Source organism: Pigmentiphaga litoralis, from assembly GCF_048632615.1.
GTDB classification, from domain to species: Bacteria; Pseudomonadota; Gammaproteobacteria; order Burkholderiales; family Burkholderiaceae_B; genus Pigmentiphaga; species Pigmentiphaga litoralis_B.
The window spans coordinates 5,068,891-5,091,622 of record NZ_CP184479.1 but is presented as its reverse complement, the minus strand read 5'-3'; the positions used below and the strand labels follow the sequence as shown (position 1 = coordinate 5,091,622).

General features: G+C 65.3%; 15 protein-coding genes and 1 pseudogene. 8 read left to right on the top strand and 8 right to left on the bottom strand.

What is annotated here, in order from left to right:
• Positions 1 to 3: 3 nt before the first annotated feature.
• The 3 genes from ACNANG_RS23475 to ACNANG_RS23465 all read right to left on the bottom strand — a co-directional run bounded on the left by ACNANG_RS23475 (position 4) and on the right by ACNANG_RS23465 (position 2,713).
• Positions 4 to 1,077: a Bug family tripartite tricarboxylate transporter substrate binding protein gene (locus tag ACNANG_RS23475; protein WP_420225032.1), complete on the bottom strand. Its 1,074-nt coding sequence runs from the start codon at positions 1,075 to 1,077 to the stop codon at positions 4 to 6.
• Positions 1,078 to 1,148: 71 nt separating this feature from the next.
• On the bottom strand, positions 1,149 to 2,369 hold the full coding sequence (locus ACNANG_RS23470) for a UbiD family decarboxylase (RefSeq protein WP_420225031.1): 1,221 nt from the start codon (positions 2,367 to 2,369) through the stop codon (positions 1,149 to 1,151).
• The gene (locus ACNANG_RS23465) at positions 2,351 to 2,713 is read right to left on the bottom strand and encodes a hypothetical protein (protein ID WP_420225030.1); all 363 of its coding nucleotides are present in this window, start codon (positions 2,711 to 2,713) and stop codon (positions 2,351 to 2,353) included. Before ACNANG_RS23465 ends, ACNANG_RS23470 begins: the two co-directional genes overlap by 19 nt.
• A gap of 299 nt (positions 2,714 to 3,012) precedes the next feature.
• Here ACNANG_RS23465 and ACNANG_RS23460 point away from each other — a divergent pair, with 299 nt between their 5' ends.
• From ACNANG_RS23460 to ACNANG_RS23445, 4 genes and pseudogenes are all read left to right on the top strand, one after another.
• Positions 3,013 to 3,447, top strand: a complete 435-nt coding sequence (locus ACNANG_RS23460) for a CopG family transcriptional regulator (protein WP_420225029.1) — start codon at positions 3,013 to 3,015, stop codon at positions 3,445 to 3,447.
• 18 nt (positions 3,448 to 3,465) lie between these two features.
• Positions 3,466 to 4,665 (top strand): alpha/beta hydrolase family esterase, encoded by a 1,200-nt coding sequence (locus ACNANG_RS23455; RefSeq protein ID WP_420225028.1) that lies wholly within the window; start codon positions 3,466 to 3,468, stop codon positions 4,663 to 4,665.
• Between the two features lie 116 nt (positions 4,666 to 4,781).
• Positions 4,782 to 6,311 (top strand): FAD-dependent oxidoreductase, encoded by a 1,530-nt coding sequence (locus ACNANG_RS23450; protein ID WP_420225027.1) that lies wholly within the window; start codon positions 4,782 to 4,784, stop codon positions 6,309 to 6,311.
• Positions 6,308 to 8,006 (top strand): annotated as a pseudogene (locus tag ACNANG_RS23445) (dihydroxy-acid dehydratase). Before ACNANG_RS23450 ends, ACNANG_RS23445 begins: the two are co-directional and overlap by 4 nt.
• A gap of 39 nt (positions 8,007 to 8,045) precedes the next feature.
• On the opposite strand, the gene ACNANG_RS23440 reads toward ACNANG_RS23445, so the two are convergent.
• The 5 genes from ACNANG_RS23440 to aceE form a co-directional block, all read right to left on the bottom strand.
• Positions 8,046 to 8,465, bottom strand: a complete 420-nt coding sequence (locus tag ACNANG_RS23440; RefSeq protein ID WP_420225026.1) for a nucleotide pyrophosphohydrolase — start codon at positions 8,463 to 8,465, stop codon at positions 8,046 to 8,048.
• A 20-nt stretch (positions 8,466 to 8,485) separates the two neighbouring features.
• The gene (locus ACNANG_RS23435) at positions 8,486 to 9,268 is read right to left on the bottom strand and encodes a metallophosphoesterase (RefSeq protein ID WP_420225025.1); all 783 of its coding nucleotides are present in this window, start codon (positions 9,266 to 9,268) and stop codon (positions 8,486 to 8,488) included.
• A gap of 340 nt (positions 9,269 to 9,608) precedes the next feature.
• Positions 9,609 to 11,561 (bottom strand): dihydrolipoyl dehydrogenase, encoded by a 1,953-nt coding sequence (gene lpdA / locus ACNANG_RS23430; RefSeq protein WP_420225024.1) that lies wholly within the window; start codon positions 11,559 to 11,561, stop codon positions 9,609 to 9,611.
• A 9-nt stretch (positions 11,562 to 11,570) separates the two neighbouring features.
• Positions 11,571 to 13,325, bottom strand: coding sequence for a dihydrolipoyllysine-residue acetyltransferase (aceF, locus tag ACNANG_RS23425; protein ID WP_420225023.1), 1,755 nt, complete (start codon positions 13,323 to 13,325; stop codon positions 11,571 to 11,573).
• A gap of 121 nt (positions 13,326 to 13,446) precedes the next feature.
• Positions 13,447 to 16,158 carry a pyruvate dehydrogenase (acetyl-transferring), homodimeric type gene (gene aceE, locus ACNANG_RS23420; RefSeq protein WP_420225022.1) on the bottom strand — a complete coding sequence of 904 codons (2,712 nt, stop codon included), beginning with the start codon at positions 16,156 to 16,158 and terminating at the stop codon, positions 13,447 to 13,449.
• Positions 16,159 to 16,431: 273 nt separating this feature from the next.
• Here aceE and ACNANG_RS23415 point away from each other — a divergent pair, with 273 nt between their 5' ends.
• The 4 genes from ACNANG_RS23415 (at position 16,432) to ACNANG_RS23400 (ending at position 22,698) form a co-directional block, all read left to right on the top strand.
• Positions 16,432 to 18,813, top strand: coding sequence for a PAS domain S-box protein (locus ACNANG_RS23415; RefSeq protein WP_420225021.1), 2,382 nt, complete (start codon positions 16,432 to 16,434; stop codon positions 18,811 to 18,813).
• A complete protein-coding gene (locus ACNANG_RS23410; RefSeq protein ID WP_179587322.1) occupies positions 18,810 to 19,433 on the top strand; it encodes a response regulator transcription factor in 624 nt (207 codons plus the stop codon). Before ACNANG_RS23415 ends, ACNANG_RS23410 begins: the two co-directional genes overlap by 4 nt.
• Before the next feature lie 192 nt (positions 19,434 to 19,625).
• The gene (folD, locus tag ACNANG_RS23405) at positions 19,626 to 20,504 is read left to right on the top strand and encodes a bifunctional methylenetetrahydrofolate dehydrogenase/methenyltetrahydrofolate cyclohydrolase FolD (RefSeq protein WP_420225020.1); all 879 of its coding nucleotides are present in this window, start codon (positions 19,626 to 19,628) and stop codon (positions 20,502 to 20,504) included.
• A 121-nt stretch (positions 20,505 to 20,625) separates the two neighbouring features.
• Positions 20,626 to 22,698 carry a M3 family metallopeptidase gene (locus ACNANG_RS23400; protein WP_420225019.1) on the top strand — a complete coding sequence of 691 codons (2,073 nt, stop codon included), beginning with the start codon at positions 20,626 to 20,628 and terminating at the stop codon, positions 22,696 to 22,698.
• Positions 22,699 to 22,732: the final 34 nt, after the last annotated feature.

Sequence of the window (22,732 nt, the reverse complement as noted above, 5' to 3'; positions counted from 1 at the left end):
CGCCTATTCCGGCTGGATATTGGCGTCGCGCATGACCTTGGTCCACTGCGGGATCTCGGCCTGGATGCGCTGCGACAGTTCCTCGGGCGTGCTCGGCGACACTTCCACGCCCACCGCGTAGAACTTGTCGTGCGTGGCTTTTTCTTTGAGGATGGCCGTGACTTCCTGATTGAGCTTGTCGATGATGGGACGCGGCACGCCGGCCTGGGTGACCAGGCCAAACCATACGGTCAGTTCAAAGCCCGGCAGCGTTTCGGCGACCGTGGGCAGGTTGGGCATGGCTTCGGTCCGCTTCAGGCTGGTCGACGCCAGCGCGCGCAGCTTGCCGGTGGCAACGTTGGGCAAGGACGAACTGCCGCCTTCGAACATCATGTCCACCTGGCCCGCCATCAGGTCGGTGGATGCCGGCGCGCTGCCCTTGTACGGGATGTGCAGGATGTCGACCTTGGCCAGATCCTTGAACATTTCCGCCACGAGGTGTTGCGAGCTGCCCTGCCCCAGCGACGCAAACGTAAGCTTGCCGGGTTTGGCCTTGGCCAGGCTGATCAGTTCGGGCACGGTGGTGGCCGGCACGTTGCTGTTCACCACCAGATAGAACGGCGTGTTGAACAGCATGCTGACGGGTGCGAAGTCCTTGACCGCGTCATACGGCAGCTTCTTCTTGGCGATCGGATTGAACACCAGGGCGGTCTGCGTGCCAATGAACAGCGTGTAGCCGTCGGGCGCGGCGCGAGCTGCGGCTTCGGCCGCGATGGCCTGGTTGGCGCCGGCGCGATTTTCGACAACGACGGGCTGGTTCAGGCGTTTGCTCAGTTCCAGCGCCAGATAACGCGCGAAGGTGTCCCCCAGGCCGCCCGGCGTATGGGGCGAAATGATCTTCATCATCCGGTTGGGATAGTCCCCGGCGCTTTGCGCGTGGCTGGCCTGGAACGGCGCGGCCGCACAGGCAACGGCCACGGCCAGCGCCGCGCCCAACATCAGGCGGCGGCGCGCGGCGGATGCCGTCGTGGGCGCGGCAGCCGCCGCACGGGATGCGCGTTCAAGGAACGTGTTCTGTCGATAGCCGAATGCGGTCATGCCTGGTGTCTCCTCCAGTGTGTCGATGAGCGGCGCCGGTGGTCCGGCGCTCTGTGCCCGGAATGCAATGCCTACTGCTCGAAGTGATAACGCCCTTCGTCGTCGCGGCGGATGGAACGGGTTGCGCCAATGTCTTCCAGCCAGCGCACCACTTCGCGGCCATCCTGGGTTCCGGTGGCCGACATCAGCTCACCGAAGCTTTTCGGACCGTCTTCCAGCGCGGCCAGCCACGAGTCGAATCGCGCGCCGTCGAACACCGGGGGCGCGGGCACCCGATGCTCCATTGACCGTTTGGCGCCTGGCTTCAGGATAGGCAGCGTCAGATCGAAACCCGCCTTGGCGCCCTGGTGGGAGCCCGCCAGCGAGGGATCGAGCGGCATCGCCCGCAGACCGGTCACCACGACCAGATCCCGGTCTGCCTGGAAGCGCGTGGCCAACGCCCAGTCCATTTGCGCGTCCGAAAAGATATCGATGTCCGGGTCGACCACGAACACGTGCTTGACGTTGGCCAGCGACGCAAAGACGGCCGTGATGGCGTTGCGCGCCTCGCCCGGCACGCGTTGCCGCATGGCCACCCGCACGTTGAACATGCCGCCGGTGGCCGGGTTGGCATACACCCCGTCGACCTGGCGCACGGCGGTTTCCAGCGCGCGCCAGACCATCACCTCGGTGCGCAGGGCCGACAGTTGGGCGGTGTCGGTCGTGGCCATGCTCGGGCCGCTGATGGTGGCCGTCTGGAACACGGCATCACGCCGGTGCGTGATGGCCGTCACATGGAACAGCGGGTTGCGCTTGACCCCGCCGTAGTATCCGAGGAACTCGCCATACGGACCTTCGGGCTCGGTATGGCCGTGTTCGTGCAGATAGCCTTCGATGATGAATTCGGCGTCTGCCGGCACCATCAGGTCATTGCTGACGCACTTGACGACAGGTAGCGGCGCGTCGCGCAGGCTGGCGATCAGGGCCAGTTCGTCGGTGGGAATGCGCATGGTCGCGGCCACGTGGTCGATCGGGTGCGAGCCGACGGCAAACGCGATCGGCAGACGTTCGCCCCGCCCTGCGTGGGCCAGGTAGATGGCGCGCAGGTCGGACGGGGCGACGACATCGACGCCGGCCACCCGCCGGCCCCGCAGCATCAGGCGGCGAATGCCGACGTTGGTCCAGCCGGTTTCAGGATCCCGCACGAAGTCGATCGATGCGGAGATATACGGCGCGCCGTCCATGCCGTGCTGCAGGTGGACCGGCAAGGCGGTCAGATCACACTCGTCGCCGGTCAGCACGACTTGCTGCACGGGCGCGGCGTCGCGCGGGACTTCGATGACCTCCCCTTGCGCCGCAGCCTTGCCATGATTTCCGGCAGCAGCCCGTCCGGCGTCGTGCCAAAAGCCTGCGCAATTCGATTGCGCCCGGCGACCACGCTGCCGCACAGGCTGGTCGTCTCGCCACCCGGCGCATCGAACCAGACGGCACGAGGATTGCCTTCCAATACGGCGGCAATCTCGGTCAGCGGAATCGGATCGGCGCGGTGGTCCAGTTCGTCATCGCCCAGGCTTTCCAGAAAACGCTTCAGGCGGAAGCGCTCCATATCGGGCGCGGAGGCAGCGGCAGGCGCAGCCGGAGAGTGGGCATCAGTCAAACGGGTCTCCTGGATCGGCGGATCCGCGTCAGGCGGGCCGGGTGCGGCGCCGACGCAGTCTTTCTTTGTGGTGAGCCATTAAAGAGCAAGCGTGCGCCGGAAATAAGCAAAAGTTTTCGATGAGGTGATCGCAGATTACGAACAATGGATGCTCGTTGAAATTGACGCGCCGCAACAAAACCAGGTATAACCATCCCACTGGATGGTTATCGGATGTTTTACGGATGGCCTCAGCGACTGACCGGGTGGCAGGCTACAGAGTTGGTCGATCGCCGTCCTGATGCCAAAGGAACCTTGCAATGACCCAACACCCTGCCGCGACAGCGCCGCTGGCCAGCCGGCCGAAAGGCGGCGAAACCGAAAAGATCACGATTAATCTCGGTCCAGTCGACTTGGGGCAAATCGACCTGTTGGTCCAGGAAGGCTTTTACGCCAACCGCACCGACCTGATCCGCACCGCCATCCGCAACCAGCTGGCGCTCCATACCAAGGTCGTCCACGACACCGTGGTGCGGCGCGAACTGGTGCTGGGCATGCAGCATTTTTCCCGTGCCGATCTGGAAGCCGTCCGGGCACGCGGCGAAATGCTGAACATCCAGGTCCTAGGCCTCGCCAGCATTGCCAACGACGTCACGCCGGATCTGGCGCTGGCAACCATTGAATCCCTTTCCGTGCTGGGCGCCTTCCACGCCAGCGCCGCCGTCAAAACCGCATTGGCCGCCCGTACCCACTAGGCCGCCAAAGGAGCACGCATGAATATGAACGACGATTTCTTGAAGTCCATGCAGGACGCCGCCCGGCTGCTGCAGACCGCTGGCCCGCGGGAAGCCACTGCCGCGATCCAGCGCGCGCTGGGGTCCCTGCCCGGCCAGCCTGGCGCAGGCTTGGCCCCCGCCACGTTCGCGCAAAAGGCGTTCGCAAGCGCGACTGCCGCTGCGAATGCGACGGCGGCTGCAGCTGCGGCTACGACTGCCAATGCGAGCGCAGCTGCCAATGCGACTGCGGCTGCAACTCCGACCGCAACCGCACGCACCGCCACCGCGACCGCCGCCGGACGCCCGGCGTCCGCGGGCTCCCCCACGGTAGAAGACACCGGCCACACCGTGCGTCGTACCTTTAGCGGCCCCACTGGCACCCGCGACTACCTGCTATACATACCGAGCGCTTACGCGGACACACCCTTGCCGCTCGTCGTCATGCTGCACGGCTGTACCCAGGACGGCGTCGACTTTGCCGCCGGCACCGGAATGAACCGCCTGGCCGAACCCGGCGTGTGCCTGGTGGCCTACCCGATCCAGCGCCAGAGCGACAACATGTCGAAATGCTGGAACTGGTTCCGCCCGGCCGACCAGGTGCGCGGCGGTGGCGAAGCCGCCCTGCTGGCGGGCCTGACCCAGGACATCCTTGCCAACTACAAGGTGGATCGCCGCCGCGTCTATGTCGCGGGTCTGTCGGCCGGCGGCGCCATGGCCGCGATCCTGGGCCACGCCTACCCCGACCTGTATGCGGCAGTGGGCATCCACTCAGGCCTGGACGTAGGCGCCGCGCGCGACGTGCCATCCGCCCTCGCCGCCATGAAAAGCGGACAGGCGCCCAGCCGAAATACCATCACCGCCAAGTCCAGGGGACCGGTCCTGCCCACCATCGTGTTCCAGGGCGATGCGGACACCACGGTCCATCCGCAACATGCCGAGCACATCGTGCGGCGCATCAGCGGCCCGGCGGCGCACACCGCCGCCGCACATCGAGGCGATGCTGCCGGCGGCCGGTCCTACAGCAAGAAGGTGATTCCTGGGGAAGCCGGCCGCGCCGACGTCGAGCATTGGACCATCCACGGCGGCGGCCATGCCTGGGCGGGCGGCGATCGCACCGGCAGCTATACCGACCCGATGGGTCCGGACGCCAGCCGCGAAATGCTGCGTTTCTTCCTGGCGCATCCCAAAGTGGACTGACGGCTCGGGCACCCTGCATCTCGCCGCCCTTTATTTTTTGGAACAACGTTCCATAATAAGGAAAACCGGGCGGGCCATCCTGCGCGCCCGCGCGCGGAACAGCTGGGGCGAGACGCATGAAAACCATCGAACGCAGTGACGAACGCATCTTGTCCTCGGACATTTTCGAAGGACAACGCACCGATCGGCCCCGGGACACCGGCCTTCACCAGGAAGCCGCCCGGGACATCCCGATCCACCATCGCTGCGACGTCCTGGTCGTAGGCGGCGGGCCCGCCGGCACGGCAGCCGCGATTGCCGCCGCGCGTGGGGGCGCCCACGTCACCTTGCTCGAGCGCTACAACCACCTGGGCGGCCTGTCGACAGGGGGCCTCGTGATCTGGATCGACCGGATGACCGACTGGGAGGGCAAGCCCACCATCCGCGGCCTGGCTGAAGAACTGTTGCACCGGCTGCCGCCCGGCGCCGTGGCGGGTCCGGCCGCCGACGAATGGGGGTCGCGCGACCCGCAGCGCGCCGCCTACTGGGCGCAGCGGACGGCCGCCTATCACGGTGTCGTCACCTGGTCGCCCACCATCGACCCCGAACGGCTCAAGCTGTTGTCGCAGGACATGGTGCTGGAACACGGTGTGCGCCTGGTGTTCCATGCCTGGGGCGCGACGCCTATCGTGGAAGACGGCGCCACGCGCGGTGCGATTTTTGAAAGCAAGGAAGGCCGGATGGCCATCCGCGCCAAGGTCGTGATCGACTGCACGGGCGACGGCGACATGTTTGCGCGCGCCGGAACCGAACTCGAGACCGACATCGAAGCCAACGACGTGCACCACTGCATGAACACCTCGTGGATGTTCGGCGGCGTGGACATGGCCCGCTGGATCGAATTCCGCGTCGGCCAGCCCGATCAGTACACCGAGTTCATGGCCCAGGGCCGCAAGGCCGTGGGCCTGTTCGAACGGCCCTTCGTTTCATGGCGCAACGACGTTGCCCTGTTCATGGGCCCTCGGCAGTCGGGATTTTCCGGACTGGTCGTCGAAGACCTGACCGACGTCGAAGTGCGTTCCCACCGTCTGATGGCGGGCCATCTGGACTTTTTCCGGCAACACGCACCGGGCTTCGAAAACGCTTTCCTGATGATCAGCGCGCCGCAGATCGGCGTGCGCCATACGCGCCGCCTGGTCGGTACGGGTCGCATCGTGCGCGAACAATGGTCGTCGGGCACCGCCCTGCCCGATGAGGTCGGCGTCACACCCGCCGTGTCGCCCAAATTCCCGAATATTTCCATCCCGTATGGTGCGCTGGTGCCCAAGCAGCTGGATGGACTGCTGGCCGCGGGCCGCCACATTTCATGCGATCCGAATTCGCACGGGTTCATGCGCGAAATCCCTCAATGTTGGGTAACCGGGCAGGCAGCCGGCACGGCGGCAGCGCTGGCCGTATCGCAGAACGTCGAGCCTCGCGCGGTCGACATCGGGAGCCTGCAGGCCGCGTTGCTGCGTCAGCATGTGCTGGTGCGGCCAGGTGCGGCGCAGAACGGCGCGGACACTGCCCACCCTGCCCATTCCCTGCCGGCCGATGCCAACACCCAGGGCGCCCCCGTACGGGCGCGAGCCAGGCCGCCTGAGCGCCTTCCGGAGACACCCTTATGACCCGCCCCCTGCGCAGCAACTTTCCGCGCGGTTCCTATCTATGGGCCGTGCGCAATGCCCAATGGCAGGCGCTCGGCCTCGATGAAGCCGACTGCGAAAAGCCCAAGATTGCCGTCGTCAACAGTTCATCCGAACTGGCATCCTGTTTCAGCCACCTCGATACGGTGTCGGTCCAGCTGAAGGCTGCGATCCGCGCGGCCGGGGCCATTCCGTTCGAGATCCGTACCGCCGCCCCCAGTGACTTCATTACCGGCGCAGGCGCGCGCGGCGCCTACATGCTGGGCGCGCGTGACCTGATCACCAATGACATCGAAGTCGCGGTCGAAGGCGCGCAGCTGGATGGCATGATCTGCCTTACGTCCTGCGACAAGACCGTCCCGGGGCAGCTCATGGCCGCCGCCCGGCTGAACATCCCTGCGCTGATGGTGCCCTGCGGCTACCAGGCCAGCGGCCAGTTCCAGGGCAGGCATGTCGACATCGAGGACGTGTTCGTTGGCGCGATGCACGCCGTGACCGGATCGATGCCCGTCGAGGAGCTGATCGGCATGAGCCGGCAGGCCATCCGCAGCCCGGGCGTGTGCTCCGGGCTCGGCACGGCCAATTCGATGCACATGGTCTGTGAAGCCCTGGGCATGGCCTTGCCGGGCAGCACGCCGGTGGCCGCCAACAGTGACAAGATGATGGAGGACGTGCGCGCGGCCGGCGCCCGCATCGTGCAGATGGTGCTAGACGACCTGAAACCGCGCGATATCCTGACGCACGGCGCCTTCCTGAATGCGGTCCGGGTCATCCTGTCGGTCGGCGGATCGCTGAATACGGTCAAGCACATGCAGGCCGTGGCCGCCGAAGGACGCACCGGCATCGACGTGTATGCCCTGTTCGAACGCCTGGGCAACAGCACGCCGGTATTGAGCGGCGTGCGGCCGATCGGTGACCAGACCATCGAAGCATTCGAAGCGGCCGGCGGGTGCCAGGCGCTCATGAAGCAGCTGGAAACGTTGCTGCTGACCGATGTGCTGACGGCCACCGGACGCTCGGTCGCCGACAATCTGAAGGACGCCGTGGTCCACGATCCCGAGGTCATCCGCCCGATCGACCGGCCCGTGGCCCCCCTGCCCGCCATCATCTCTGCTGCGCGGCAACCTGGCGCCGGAATCCGGCCTGATCAAGACCGGCATCGTTGAACGCAAAGAGCGCCGCTACACCGGCCCCGCCATCTGCTTCTGGACCACCGACGACGCCATCGCCGGGATCAAGGACGGCCGCATTCAGCCGGGTTGCGTCGTGGTGATGCGCGGCGCCGGTGTATGCGGCGGCCCGGCCATGGGCGGCGGCGCATCGCGGGTCGTGTTCGCCATCGATGGCGCGGGATTGGGCGACAAGGTGGCCATCCTGACCGACGGGCATCTGTCCGGGCTGGTTTGCAAAGGGCTGGTGGTGGCGGAGGTGTCGCCCGAGGCGGCCATGGGCGGCCCGCTCGCCTTGGTCGAAGATGGCGACGCCATCACCATCGACCTGGACACCCGCCGCCTGGACCTGGATGTTGCACCCGACGTCCTGGCCAGGCGCCAGGCGCAATGGCAGAAGCCCACCCCGCGCGCGCACGGCGGCTGGCTGCAGATCTATCGCGACAACGTGCGGCCGCTCAGTCAGGGCGCCGTGCTGGTGGATGCCGGAGAAGCGCCTGGGGCGTAAGGCGGACCTGGCCGGTTCGCGGGGCGGTGCACCCTGCGATCACGGCGCCGGGTACTTCCGCGCGTTCAGGGCCAGTTTTTTCTCGATGGCATCGTTCAGGTCGACACTCAGTACCGACGCCAACCGCACCAGGTACATTGCGATGTCGGCCAGTTCCTGGCCGACATGCTCGGCCTGATCCGTCTGCATGACACCCCGCGACTCGTCTTCCGTCGACCACTGGAAGATCTCGACGAGTTCAGCCGCTTCGACGCTCAGCGCCATCGCCAGATTCTTGGGCGAATGAAAGCGCTCCCAGTCGCGTGCGGCGGCGAAATCCGCAAGGCGGCGTTCGAGCGGATGCGCATCCAGCAACAGGCCCTCGGGCGCAGCAAGGTCGCATGGCGCATTGCGGTCGGCAGTGACTGGGCGCGGTGCTTCCGTCGGGCGGTCCGCCCCGGCGCCACCGGACGCTTCCACGCTTCTTCCTGATGTTGTGTTCATAGGCCATCCGGACTGCGCCACCAGCGCAGCAACGATCCGACCACGCCGGTCTCGATCGACGCGTCATCCGCGGCAGGCAGCGCCGGTTCCGGCATCCGCTCGGGCGGCGGCACATCCAGCGTACCCAGCTCCAGCAGCGTGAAGTAGCCGTTCGGCTTCCATCCGCGTGTATCGATATGGAAAACATTGCCCAGCCGCACCGGCTCGCGCACGGGCGTATGACCAACGATCACCGCATACACGCCGGCCACCCCCTCGGCATTTTCGGAATGGATACGGTCGCGCGACCACATGGCCCGGTCCCGGGCGGACCGGCGCTTGATCAGTTTGCTTTCCAGCGACGCCCAGTTGCTGGTCGGACAATCGGCATGCAGCAGGCCAATCAGTCCCGCGTCGGTCTCGACCTCGATCGCCAGCGGCATGGCCGAAAAGGCGTCCGCGAACTCTTCCTGCCGCGGCTCCGCCATGGCCAGGAACCACGCGCCGCCATTGGTCGTGTAGTTATTGATGTCGACCTTCCCGTTGGCCACGTGGCGGATCGCAATGTCTTCATGGTTCCCGCGGACCGCGTGGAACCAGGGGCGCGCCAGCCAGGCCAGCGACGCTTCCGACTCCGGCCCACGGTCCACCAGGTCGCCCACGCTGAACAACCGGTCCACGGCCGGATCGAAGCCGACCGCGTCCAGCGCCGTCTGCAGCTTGGAAAAATGGCCGTGGATATCCCCGACCGCAAAATCGCGGCCCCGCTGATTACGCTGAAAATGTTGCACCAGGGACATCGTTTATCCGTTCACGTTGTACTCGCCACGCATCCACTACCCACCAAGTCCGGGGGCGGACGCAGCCGCCCGACACCATCCCGCAGGCTTCCAAGCAAATATCGTGCAAGCGTAACAGGCCCGGCGTCGCGGCTGGCGGGCCGTGGCGCGGATGCCGTGGCACGTCTTCGGTGTCTGCCGGGGTGGGTCAAGGGCAGGCCACGCGTGCCAGCCACGTCGCATGCCCGCGCATTCGGTCCAGCCAATACAAAAACGGCCTGCGCCGTCATGGCGCAGACCGTTCCAACCACGCCGGATCTGGCGTGGAAAGCAGCGTAAGCCGCCGCTTCTTGCTCTTCCCTTAGCGCTTGCGTGCCGGCGGGAGGTCCGTGCAGCTGCCCTCGGCCACTTCCGCGGCAAGGCCGACGGATTCGCCCAGGGTCGGATGCGGGTGGATGGTCTTGCCGATATCCACCATGTCCGCGCCCATTTCGATGGCCAGCGCCACTTCGCTGATCAGGTCGCCCGCGTGCGTGCCGACGATGCCACCGCCAATGATCCGATGCGTTTCCTCATCGAAAATCAGCTTGGTGAAACCTTCGTCGCGACCATTTGCGATCGCCCGGCCCGAGGCCGCCCAGGGGAACATGCCCTTGGTGAACTTCACGCCCTGCTTCTTGGCTTCATCCTCGGTCATGCCGACCCAGGCCACTTCCGGGTCGGTATACGCCACCGACGGAATCACCGACGCGTCAAAGTGGCTCTTCTGGCCCGCAGCCGCTTCCGCCGCCACGTGGCCTTCGTGCACCGCCTTGTGGGCGAGCATCGGCTGACCGACCAGATCGCCAATCGCAAAGATGTTCGGCACGTTGGTGCGCATCTGGCTGTTCACGGCAATGAAGCCGCGGTCCGATACGTCCACGCCTGCGTTCTCGGCGCCGATCTTCTTGCCATTGGGACTGCGGCCGACAGCCTGCAGCACCAGGTCGTAGCGCTGCGCTTCTTTCGGGGCGCCTTCTCCCTCGAAGCTGACCCACACACCGTCTTCCTTGGCTTCGATGCCGACCGTCTTGGTCTTGAGCATGATGTTGTCGAAACGATGGGCATTGAATTTCTGCCAGACCTTGACCAGGTCGCGGTCCGCGCCCTGCATCAGCCCGTCCATCATTTCGACCACGTCCAGGCGTGCGCCCAGCGTCGAATACACCGTGCCCATTTCCAGGCCGATGATGCCGCCGCCGATGATCAGCATCTTCTTCGGCACTTCTTTCAGCAGCAAGGCACCGGTGGAATCGACGATGCGTTCGTCTTCGGGCGCGAACGGCAACTTCACGGACTGGCTGCCGGCCGCGATGATCGCGTTGGCGAACTTGACCGTCTGTTCACCGTCGTCCGCTTTGACCGACAGCGTGTTGGCGTCGACGAACGTGCCCACGCCGCGAATGACCGTGACCTTGCGCGCCTTGGCCATGCCGGCCAGACCGCCCGTCAACTTGCCGATCACGCCGTCCTTGAACGCGCGCAGCTTGTCGAGGTCGATCGTCGGCTTGCCGAAGCTGACGCCGTGATCGGCCAGCGCCGCCGCTTCGTCGATGATGGCGGCCGTGTGCAGCAGCGCCTTCGACGGAATGCAACCCACGTTCAGGCACACGCCGCCCAGCGTGGCATAACGCTCGACCATGGCCACCTTCAGACCCAGGTCGGCTGCGCGAAACGCCGCCGAGTAGCCCCCGGGGCCCGCACCCAGCACGACCACGTCGTATTCGCCCTCGGCCTTGGCCTTGTACGTCTGGACCGCGCTGTCGTCCGCCCGCGCAGGCTTGGACGGCGCGGCGGCCGGCGCGCCGCCCGACGTCGCCGCACCCGAACCCGACGCGCGAGGCGCATCGGCTTTCGACGCGGCGCCCGGACCGGCAGGCAGCGGCACCGGATCGGGATCCGGCTTGTCATTGCTCTGGTCGCCCAGTTCGTCGGTCTTGGCCGGTGCGGTTTCGGCCTTGGCCGTGCCACCGGTGGCCGACGCCTGAGGCGCCGACGCCGGCTTGCCAGCGCCCGAACCCGCGGCCGGCGCCGCAGCGCCGTCCGCCTCGATCTCGACCAGCACGGAGCCCTGGCTCACCTTGTCGCCGATCTTGACCGAAATGGCCTTGACGACGCCGCCCTGTTCGGCGGGAATTTCCATGGACGACTTGTCGGATTCGACCGTGATCAGGCTCTGTTCGGCCTTGACCGTGTCACCCACGGCCACCAGGATCTCGATCACTTCGACGGCGTCGAAGTCACCGATATCAGGAACCTTCAGTTGGATAGCCATGCCATCTCCTTACAGGATCACGCGGCGGAAGTCCGCCAGCACGGCGCCCAGATAGGCGTTGAAGCGCGCGGCGGAGGCGCCGTCGATGACACGGTGGTCATACGACAGCGACAGCGGCAGCGTGAGTTGGGGCACGAACTGCTTGCCGTCCCACACCGGCTTCATGGCCGACTTGCTCACCCCCAGGATCGCGACTTCCGGCGCATTGATGATCGGCGTGAAGTGCGTGCCGCCAATGCCGCCCAACGACGAAATCGAGAAGCAGCCGCCCTGCATTTCGGCGGGGCCCAGCTTGCCGTCACGCGCCTTCTTGGCCAGTTCGCCGGTTTCCACGGCGATCTGCAGAATGCCCTTCTTGTCCGCATCACGGATCACCGGCACGACCAGCCCGTTGGGCGTGTCAGCGGCAAAACCGATGTGGAAGTACTTCTTGAGCACCAGATTGTCGCCGTCCAGCGAGGCGTTGAACTCGGGGAATTTCTTGAGCGCGGCCACGACGGCCTTGATCAGGAAGGCCAGCATCGTGACCTTGACGCCCGACTTCTCGTTTTCCTTGTTCAGCGACACACGGAACGCTTCCAGGGCGCCGATATCCGCTTCGTCGTTGTTCGTGACGTGCGGGATCATGACCCAGTTGCGGTGCAGGTTCGCACCCGAAATCTTCTTGATGCGCGACAGCGGCTTGGCTTCGACTTCGCCAAACTTGGCGAAATCCACCTTGGGCCAGGCGAGCACCTGCAGACCCCCGCCCGCACCGGCCGGTGCGGCGGCAGCCGCGGCCGGCGCCACCGCGCCCTGCGCCATCACTTGCTTGACGTAGTTGCGCACGTCGTCGGGCGTGACACGGTTCTTGGGACCCGTGGCAGGCACCTTGGTCAGGTCCACGCCCAGCTCGCGCGCGAACTTGCGCACCGACGGCGACGCATGGGCCTTGGGACCGTTCGCCACGGGCGTATCGACAGCCGCAGCCGGCGCCGGACGCGAGGGCGTGGCAGCCTGCGATTCGCTGGGCTGGGCGCCCGCCTTCTGCGAGGCAGCCGACGGCGCATCGGCCTTGGGGGCCGGCGCGGGCGCGCTGGCTTCGGCCTTGGCGGCCGGGGCCGCGGCGGCCTTGGACCCGCCACCAGACTTCAGCTTGACCAGGTTGCTGCCCTTGGACACCTTGTCGCCGATCTTGACCAGCACCTCGGTGACTTCACCAGCGATCGCCGTTGGGATTTCCATGGAGGACTTGTCGGACTCGACCGTCACCAGGCTTTGCTCGGCGCTGACCTTGTCACCCACCGCCACCAGCACTTCGATGACTTCGACCGCGTCGAAGTCGCCGATGTCCGGCACGGTCACGATTTCTTCGGATCCGCCCGCCGGCGCAGCGTCGGCCGCGGGCGCGTCTTCGGCCTTGATCTCAGGCTTGGCGGCCGGCTTGGCATCCGCCTTGCCGTTGCCTTTCGCTTCGGCACTGGCGCCCGCCGACGTTGCCGCCTTGGCGGGTTCGGGGGCCGGCTTGGCGGCAGGCGTGTCGCCTGACGCTTCGACTTCGACCAGCACCGTGCCCTGGCTCACCTTGTCGCCGATCTTGACCTTGATGGCCTTGATGACACCCGCGGCTTCGGCCGGGATTTCCATCGACGACTTGTCGGATTCCACCGTCACGAGGCTTTGTTCGGCGGTGATCGTGTCGCCCACCGCCACCAGGATCTCGATGACTTCCACTTCGCCAAAGTCACCGATGTCCGGGACCTTCAGCTCGTTCACATTGCTCATACCTTATCTCCAGGAAAGCCGGACCCCGGCCGAACGACAGCCCCGCCGACACGTGCGCGGGGCTGGGGCCGGCCGGGAAGCGGGCGTCGCGATCGGGTCGCGCCGCGCCTCCCGGCCGTCATCATGCGTAGTGGGGGTTGGCTTTCTCGGGGTTGATGCCGTACTTGGCGATCGCTTCGGCCACCTTGGCCATCGGGATCTTGCCTTCGTCCGCCAGCGCCTTCAGGGCCGCCAGCGTCACGAAGCGACGGTCCACCTCGAAGTGCTCGCGCAGCTTCGTGCGGAAGTCCGACCGGCCGAAACCGTCGGTACCCAGCACGCGGTACTCGCGGCCACGCGGCACGAATTGACGGATCTGGTCGCCAAAGGCCTTCATGTAGTCGGTCGACGCGATGATCGGGCCCGTGGTGCCTTCCAGCAGCTGCGTGACATACGGCACCACCGGCTTGGCGGTCGGGTGCAGCAGGTTTTCGCGCTCGGCGTCCAGGCCGTTGCGGCGCAACTCGGTAAAGCTGGTCACGCTCCAGACGTCGGCGGCGATGCCCCAGTCGGCTTCCAGCAGGTCCTTGGCGGCGATGACTTCGCGCAGGATGGTGCCCGAGCCCAGCAGCTGCACCTTCAGGTCGGCCTTGGCTTCGCTCTTGATCAGCGGGTACATGCCGCGGATGATGCCCTGCTCGTCGCCTTCCTTCAGACCCGGCTGCGCGTAGTTTTCGTTCATTACCGTGATGTAGTAATAAACGTTTTCCTGATCTTCGATCATGCGCTTCATGCCGTGCTGGATGATCACGGCCAGTTCATGCGCGAAGGTCGGATCGTAGGCCACGCAATTCGGGATGGTCGCGGCCAGCAGGTGGCTGTGACCGTCTTCGTGCTGCAGGCCTTCGCCGTTCAGCGTCGTCCGGCCGGCCGTGCCGCCCAGCAGGAAGCCACGGGCCTGCATGTCGCCGGCGGCCCAGGCCAGATCGCCGATACGCTGGAAGCCGAACATCGAGTAATAGATGTAGAACGGCACCATGATGCGGTTGTTCGTCGAGTACGACGTGGCAGCCGCGATCCACGAGCTGAAGGCGCCCGCTTCGTTGATCCCTTCTTCCAGGATCTGGCCGTCTTCGGACTCGCGGTAGTACATGACCTGCGCCTTGTCCACGGGCACGTACTTCTGGCCTTCGTGGGCGTAGATGCCGATCTGGCGGAACATGCCTTCCATGCCGAAGGTGCGCGACTCGTCGGGCACGATGGGCACGACGCGCGGACCCAGTTCCTTGTCACGCAGCAGCTGCGTCAGGATCCGGACGAACGCTTGCGTGGTCGAAATTTCGCGGCCTTCGGCGGTCGGGTCCAGCACGGCCTTGAAGGTCGAGAGCGCCGGGACGTTCAGCTTCTCATCGGCGTTCAGGCGGCGCTTCGGCAGGTAACCGCCCAGCGCTTTGCGGCGCTCGTGCAGGTACTGCATTTCTGGCGAATCTTCCGGCGGCTGGTAGAAGGGAACCTCTTCCAGCTTGTCGTCGGCGATCGGAATGTTGAAACGGTCGCGATAGGCACGGATGATGTCCGCGTCCAGCTTCTTCTGCTGGTGAGCCGGGTTGCGCGACTCGCCGGCGGTGCCCATGCCGTAGCCCTTGATGGTCTTGGCCAGGATGACCGACGGACGGCCCACGCTCTTGGAGGCGGCGTCGAACGCGGCATACACCTTGTGCGGATCGTGGCCGCCACGGTTCAGGCGCCAGACGTCTTCGTCGCTCATGCGGCTGACCATTTCCAGCAGCGCCGGATGCTTGCCAAAGAACTTTTCGCGCACGAATGCGCCGTCGTTGGCCTTGTACGCCTGGTACTCGCCGTCGACCGTTTCTTCCATGACCTTGCGCAGGATGCCTTCCTTGTCGCGGGCCAGCAGCGGATCCCAGTAACCGCCCCAGATCAGCTTGATCACGTTCCAGCCCGAGCCGCGGAATTCGCCTTCCAGTTCCTGGATGATCTTGCCGTTGCCGCGCACCGGACCGTCCAGGCGTTGCAGGTTGCAGTTGATCACGAAGACCAGGTTGTCGAGGTTTTCGCGCGAAGCCAGGCTGATGGCGCCCAGCGATTCGGGTTCGTCCATTTCGCCGTCGCCGCAGAACACCCAGACCTTGCGGTTGCTGGTGTCGGCAATGCCGCGGGCATGCAGGTACTTCAGAAAGCGGGCCTGGTAGATCGCCATCAGGGGGCCGAGGCCCATCGAGACGGTCGGGAACTGCCAGAACTCGGGCATCAGCTTGGGATGCGGGTAAGAAGACAGACCCTTGCCGTCGACTTCCTGGCGGAAGTTGTTCAGCTGGTCTTCGGTCAGGCGGCCTTCAAGGAAAGCGCGGCCATAGATGCCGGGCGACGAATGGCCCTGGAAGTACACCAGGTCGCCACCGTGGCCTTCATGCTCGGCGTTCCAGAAATGGTTCTGGCCCGTGCCGATGATGGTTGCCAGCGACGCGAACGAAGCAATGTGACCACCCAGGTCACCGCCGTCGGCGGGGTGCAGGCGGTTGGCGCGCACGACCATGGCCATGGCGTTCCAGCGCACGTACGAGCGGATCCGCTCTTCAAGGTCCAGCTTGCCCGGATGGCGCGGCTCCATATGCGGCGGGATCGTATTGACATACGCCGTGTTTGGGGAGAACGGGATGTAGGCGCCCGAGCGGCGGGCGTGATCGATCAGGCGTTCGAGCAGATAGTGGGCGCGGTCCGGCCCTTCGCGGTCCAGTACCGCCTCGAGTGCATCGAGCCATTCCTGGGTTTCAAGCGTATCTTCGTCGTTGGCGGCGCCTTCGCCGGCCCCGATCTGAGGAAGAGCGGACATATCTGTCTCCTGAGTCTGTGATCGTCCGGCGAATGGGTAATCCGCCGGGCTTTTTGCCCCTCGATGCCTGGTCCGCGCAAGCTGTATTTCGCACGAAAAGGAGCAACTTGGCCGCGATTCTAGAAGGCCGCCTTGCCTCGTGGCAACCTAAATTTCATGCTGCGGTGCGTCATATCATAATGTGAAATGCGGTGCTCAAAAAATGTGAAGGCCTTGTGCCAAACATAGGCGGAATCGCCCAACAAGCCCGCTGCGGCTGCGTAAACTACGCGGATGTCCAGCACTACGCCTCCCAACATTCCTGCTCCATTCCGCGAGCACGTCCGCCTTCGCCGCCGCAGCTGGTACTGGCTCACGCCTGCCATCGCGCTTGGCCTGTTCGTGTGTGTCATGGGCTCCATCCTGTGGTGGCTCGATGCGCGCGACGACGCGCAACGCTACGGCACCCTGGTCCGCGACGTCGATTGGGCGCAGCAATCCATGCGCCTGCGGATGCTGGCCGCGCGCGACCGCATCGGCGCCCTGGGCCGGGACCTCGTCCGTACCAATATGAACGAGGGGCGCTTCCTGGACGACGCCCGCGAACTGCTGACCGAACACCCCGAAATCATCCACGTGGCCTGGCTCGATGCCGACCGCCGGGCGCAATGGATCTCCACGCCCGAGCGGCGCGCCAGCCAGTCGTTCCGCATGAGCACGCCCGGGGTGTCCGACCCGGGCGCCGTCATGGCCTTCGAAATCGCGCGCAACGAACATCGTCCTACCTATTCACGGCCCTACCAGGGTCAGTACAACGAGGTCTACGTCGACCTCTATCTTCCGGTGTTCCAGAACGAACGCTTCCTGGGCAATCTGGCGGCCGTCTATTCGGTGGACAGCATGCTGCAGCTGTTGATTCCCCAGGAAACGGGCCGCAAATACAAAGTATCGATACTGGACGGCGAAGACCGTACCCTGGTGTCCTCGTCCTCGCGCGCCGACAAGGCCGCCGTCAACGCCTACGAAGTGCCGCTGGACCCACCGGGCAATGGCATGGTGCTGCGCGCCCACGCCTACCGCACCACGACCGAAACGTCGCAGACCATGCTGGTCTGGGTGGTGGTGTCGCTGTCGGCGGTGATCATCTGGAGCCTGCTGGCCCTGTGGCGCCACACCCGCTTCCGGTCCCAGGCCGAAGAAGCCCTGATCGCCGAAACGGGATTCCGGCGGGCCATGGAAAACGCGATCCTGACCGGCATGCGCGTGATCGACATGGAAGGACGCATCACCTACGTGAACCCGGCCTTCTGCCGCATGATGGGCTGGAACGAATCCGACCTGATAGGCCGCGCGCCGCCCTACCCCTATTGGCCTCAGGGCGACCACGAAGCGCAGCAGCGCGCCATCGACATGCTGTTGAGTGGCAATGCGCCCAGCAGCGGCTTCGAGATGGAAGCACAGCGGCGTGACGGGTCGATCTACTGGACCCGGATGTATGTGTCGCCCCTACTCGACCAGCGCGGCGTGCAGACCGGCTGGATGACGTCCATGACCGACATTACCGAGCCCAAGCGGATTCGCGAGGCGCTCGCCGCCGCGCACGAACGCTTCATGACGGTGCTGGAAGGCCTGGACGATGCGATCTCGGTCACGGCCGAATCCGCCAAGGGGTCGGAACTGCTATTCGCGAACAAGACTTACCGCCGGGTACTGGGTTCGCAGGCAACCGGCCACGACGAGCTGTCGGCTGGCCGCCGCGGCCGGTTCACCGACGAGGCGATCGAGGTGTACTCTTCGTCGACCCAGCGCTGGTTCGAAGTGCGCCACCGCATGCTGCAGTGGTCGGACGGCCGGCGCGTGCGCATGCAGGTGGCCCGCGACATTACCGAACGGCGCGCGTCCGAAGAAGCGTCCCGCGCGCAGCAGGAAAAGATCCAGTTGACCAGCCGCCTGATCACGATGGGCGAAATGGCGTCGTCCCTGGCGCACGAACTGAATCAGCCGCTCACGGCCATTGCCAACTATAGTATGGGCGTCGTGGCGCTGGTGCGTGCCGGGGTGACCGACTCCAGCAAGCTGCTTCCCGCGCTGGAAAAGACCACGGCACAGGCCGAGCGCGCCGGGATGATCATCCGCCGCATCCGTGAATTCGTGAAACGCAGCGAACCGAAGCGCAAGCGCGTCAACCTGCTCACGATCGTGGATAATGCGGTCGGTTTTGCCGGGATCGATTCCCGTCCGAAACGGATTGATATCGTCAAAAAAATACCAGAACAGTTGCCAGACGTTCTTGCCGACCCGATCCTGATCGAACAGGTGCTCTTGAACCTGCTCAAGAATGGCCTTGAAGCCATGCAGGAAACGGCGGGGCGGGAATTGCTGGTGGAAGCGAACCTGCGCGAAGATATGGTTGAAGTGGCAGTGACCGATACCGGACATGGCCTCGGCGATCCCGAACGGTTGTTCGAACCCTTCTACAGCACCAAGCCGGAAGGCATGGGCATGGGTCTGAACATCTGCCGGACCATCATCGAGTTCCATCACGGACGGCTCTGGGCTGAACCCAATCCCGACGGAGGCACGATTTTCAGGTTTACGCTTCCCTGGGTCCGTCCGCTCGTCGCCACCGGACCGGCCCAAGAACAGGAATCCGCACCCAAGGAGCTTACCGAATGAGCATTAGTCCCCAGTCCAGCACGGTCTTCATCGTCGATGACGACGAGGCAGTGCGTGATTCACTACGCTGGCTGTTGGAGGCGAACGGGTACCGGGTCCGCGCGTACGACAGCGCCGAGCGCTTTCTTGCCGACTACGATCCTGCCACCGTAGGCGTACTGATCGCCGACGTGCGCATGCCGGGCATGACCGGGCTTGAACTGCAAGAGCAGTTGATCTCCCGTCATTCCACCCTGCCGATCGTATTCATCACCGGTCACGGCGACGTGCCGATGGCCGTGGCGACCATGAAAAAAGGCGCGGTCGACTTCCTTGAAAAGCCGTTCAACGAGGCCGACCTGCGCCAGAGCATCGCGGCCATGCTGGAGCAGGCCCACGCCAAGGCCGCCGACGAAGCCACGCGCCGCGGGCACGAGGCGCTGTTGTCGCGCCTGACGGTGCGCGAACAGCAGGTGCTCGAGCGCATCGTGGCGGGCCGCCTGAACAAGCAGATCGCCGACGACCTCGGCATCAGCATCAAGACGGTCGAAGCACATCGCGCCAACATCATGGAAAAACTGCAGGTCACCACCGTGGCCGACCTGATGAAAGTGGCCTTGCACCACCGCCCTTCCGCGTAAGCCGGTTCGCCTGCCTGCGCCGGTCCGCGGCCTGCGTCGCCCCGCCCTCTGTCCCTGGACAGGTGGCGGGGCGATGCTTTTGTGCCCGGCACCTGGACAGTTCTGCCCTGGTACCCTGGGGTGGAAAGCAGGCCCTCAGGTAAAATCCGGCATCGCCACGCCAAGCGTGCTTCTATCCGCTCCGGAGCCCCCATGACCGCTCGCCTCATCAACGGCACTGAACTTGCCAAATCCGTCCGCCAGGAAGTCGCCGCCCGCGCCGCGGCCCTTACCGCCCAAGGCACGCAGCCCTGCCTGGCCGTGATCCTGGTCGGCGAAAACCCAGCGTCGCAGGTGTACGTGCGCAACAAGGTCAAGGCCTGCGAAGAATCGGGCCTGCGCTCCATTCTCGAACACCACCCTGCTTCGCTGGGCGAAGCCGACCTGCTGGCCCGCATCGAAGCCCTCAACACCGATCCCGACGTGCACGGCATCCTGGTGCAACTGCCCCTGCCCAAACATATCGACAGCCACAAGGTCATCGAAGCCATTGCGGCCGAAAAGGACGTGGACGGGTTCCATATCTCGAACGCCGGCCTGCTCATGACCGGCCAGCCGCTGTTTCGCCCGTGCACGCCCTACGGCGTCATGAAGATGCTCGAAAACCAAGGCGTGGCGCTGCGGGGCGCCGAAGCCGTCGTCGTCGGCGCCAGCAACATCGTTGGCAAGCCGCAGGCCATGCTGCTCTTGCAAGCCGGGGCAACCGTCACCATCTGCAATTCAAAGACGGTCGATCTGGCGGCGCATACGCGCCGCGCCGATGTGCTGGTGGTGGCCGTGGGCCGCGCCAACATGATTACCGGCGACATGATCAAGCCAGGCGCGGTCGTCATCGATGTGGGCATGAACCGCCTCGACAACGGCAAGCTGGCTGGCGATGTGGATTTCGCCTCCGCCGTGGAAGTGGCTGGCGCGATCACCCCGGTACCGGGTGGCGTCGGCCCCATGACGATCGCGATGCTGCTGGTGAACACCATGGAAGCTGCTGAACGCAGCGCCGGCGTTGCCGCAACGCCGGGTCGCCCGTCCTGAATTCCGTTCCTGCCGCGGCCTTGCCGCGCGCGGGTCGCACCATTCTCGGCCCGCCCGACCGTGCTCGTGAACGAGCATTGCCGGCGCTGGCCGTTCATGTATCACTGCCCGGGAACCGCTCATGACCGCCACTGACAATCCGCTTCTTGCCACGCAAGACCTGCAGGCGTTCGACGCCATCAAGCCCGAGCATATCGGCCCGGCGATTACCGAACTGATCGCCCAGGCGCGCGAGGCCGTCGACCGCGCCGCCGACCCCGCGCTGCCGCCAACCTGGGATGCCGTAATCGACCCGCTGGACGACGCCGCCGAGCGCCTGTCGCGCGCGTGGTCGGCCGCCGGTCACCTCAATTCGGTGGTCAACACGCCCGAACTGCGCGAAGCCTACAACGCGGCGCTGCCGTCGGTTACCGACTTCTGGACCTGGGTGGGTTTGCACGAAGGTCTGTACCGCCAATACCGCCGCGTCCACGACGCTCCCGACTTCGCGTCCCTGTCGGCGGCACGGCGTCGCATCATCGAACTGGCGCTGCGCGACTTCCGCCTGAGCGGCGTCGAACTTCCCGAGCAGGAACGCGCCCGCTATGCCGAAATCTCGTCGCGCGAAGCTGAAATCACCAACAAGTTTTCCGAGAACGTGCTGGACGCGACCGACGCGTTCGCGCTGTACATCGACGACGAAGCCCGCCTGAAGGGTCTTCCGTCCGACGTCCTTGACGCCGCCGCGGCAGCCGCCAAGGCGGATGACAAGACTGGCTGGAAACTGACGCTGCAGATCCCGAGCTACATGCCCGTCATGCAGTATGCCGACGACCGCGGTCTGCGCGAAACGCTGTACCGCGCCTACGGCACCCGTGCATCCGAACTGGGTGACCCCGCCTTCGACAATTCGCCATTGATTTCCGAACTGCTGGCGTTGCGCGCCGAAGAATCGGGTCTGCTGGGCTACAAAAGCTTTGCCGACAAACAGCTGGAATCGCGCATGGCGGGCAACCCCGACGCCGTGTTCACCTTCCTGCGCGATCTGGCCGCCCGCGCCAAGCCGTTCGCCCAGAAAGACGTGGCCGAACTGCGTGCGTTCGCCCAGGCCAAGCTGGGCATGGACAGTCTGGAACCCTGGGACATGGCGTATGTGTCGGAAAAGCTGCGGACCGACCGCTACGACTATTCCGAACAGGAAGTCAAAAAGTACTTTACCGAGCCGCGCGTGATTGCCGGTTTGTTCGAAGTCGTCGAAAAGCTGTTCTCGGTCAAGCTGGAAACCGTGGATGCACCCAAGTGGCATCCCACGGTGCGCCCGGTGCGCATCTCGCGCGACGGCAAACTGGTGGGGCACCTGTACTTCGACCTGTATGCCCGGTCCGGCAAGCAGGGTGGCGCGTGGGTCGACCTGGACCGCAATCGCCGCCTGCGCAACGAACGGGTGCAGACGCCGGTAGGCTTTCTGACCTGCAACTTTGCGGCGCCCGGTGAAAACCGTCCGTCGCTGCTCACGCATGACGACGTCATCACGCTGTTCCACGAAATGGGCCACGCCTTGCATCTGGTGCTGTCCGAGGTGGACGAACTGGGTGCCTCGCCCTTCTCGAGCGTGGAATGGGACGCCATCGAATTGCCCTCGCAATTCATGGAAAACTTCTGCTGGGAATGGCCTGTCGTGTCGCGCATGAGCGCGCACGTTGACACGGGCGAGCCTTTGCCCCGCGCGTTGTTCGATCGCATGCTGGCCGCGCGCAACTTCCAGGTCGGCCTGCAAACGGTGCGTCAGCTGGAGTTCTCCTTGTTCGACATGACGCTGCATCACCAGGCCACTGGTCTGAGCATCGACCAAGTCCTGGCTGCGCAGCAGACCGTCCGGGACGAAGTCGCCGTGCTCTTCCCGCCAGCATGGCACCGGTCGTCACACTCCTTCTCGCACATCTTCGCGGGCGGGTACGGCGCCGGGTATTACAGCTACAAATGGGCCGAGGTGCTGTCCGCCGATGCCTATGCGGCGTTCGAAGAAGCGGCCAGGGCCATCGAAAGCGCTGGCGGCGACACGCTGCTTCCAGCGGTGGGCGAACGGTTCCGGAAAGAGATCCTGGCGGTCGGCGGCAGCCGCCCGGCCATCGACTCGTTCCGCGCATTCCGCGGCCGCGAGCCCAGCATCGACGCCCTGCTGCGCCACAGCGGCATGGTGGCCGAGGCCAACTGACCGCAGCCACCTGGCGGGGCGCCGGGGTCCGCGC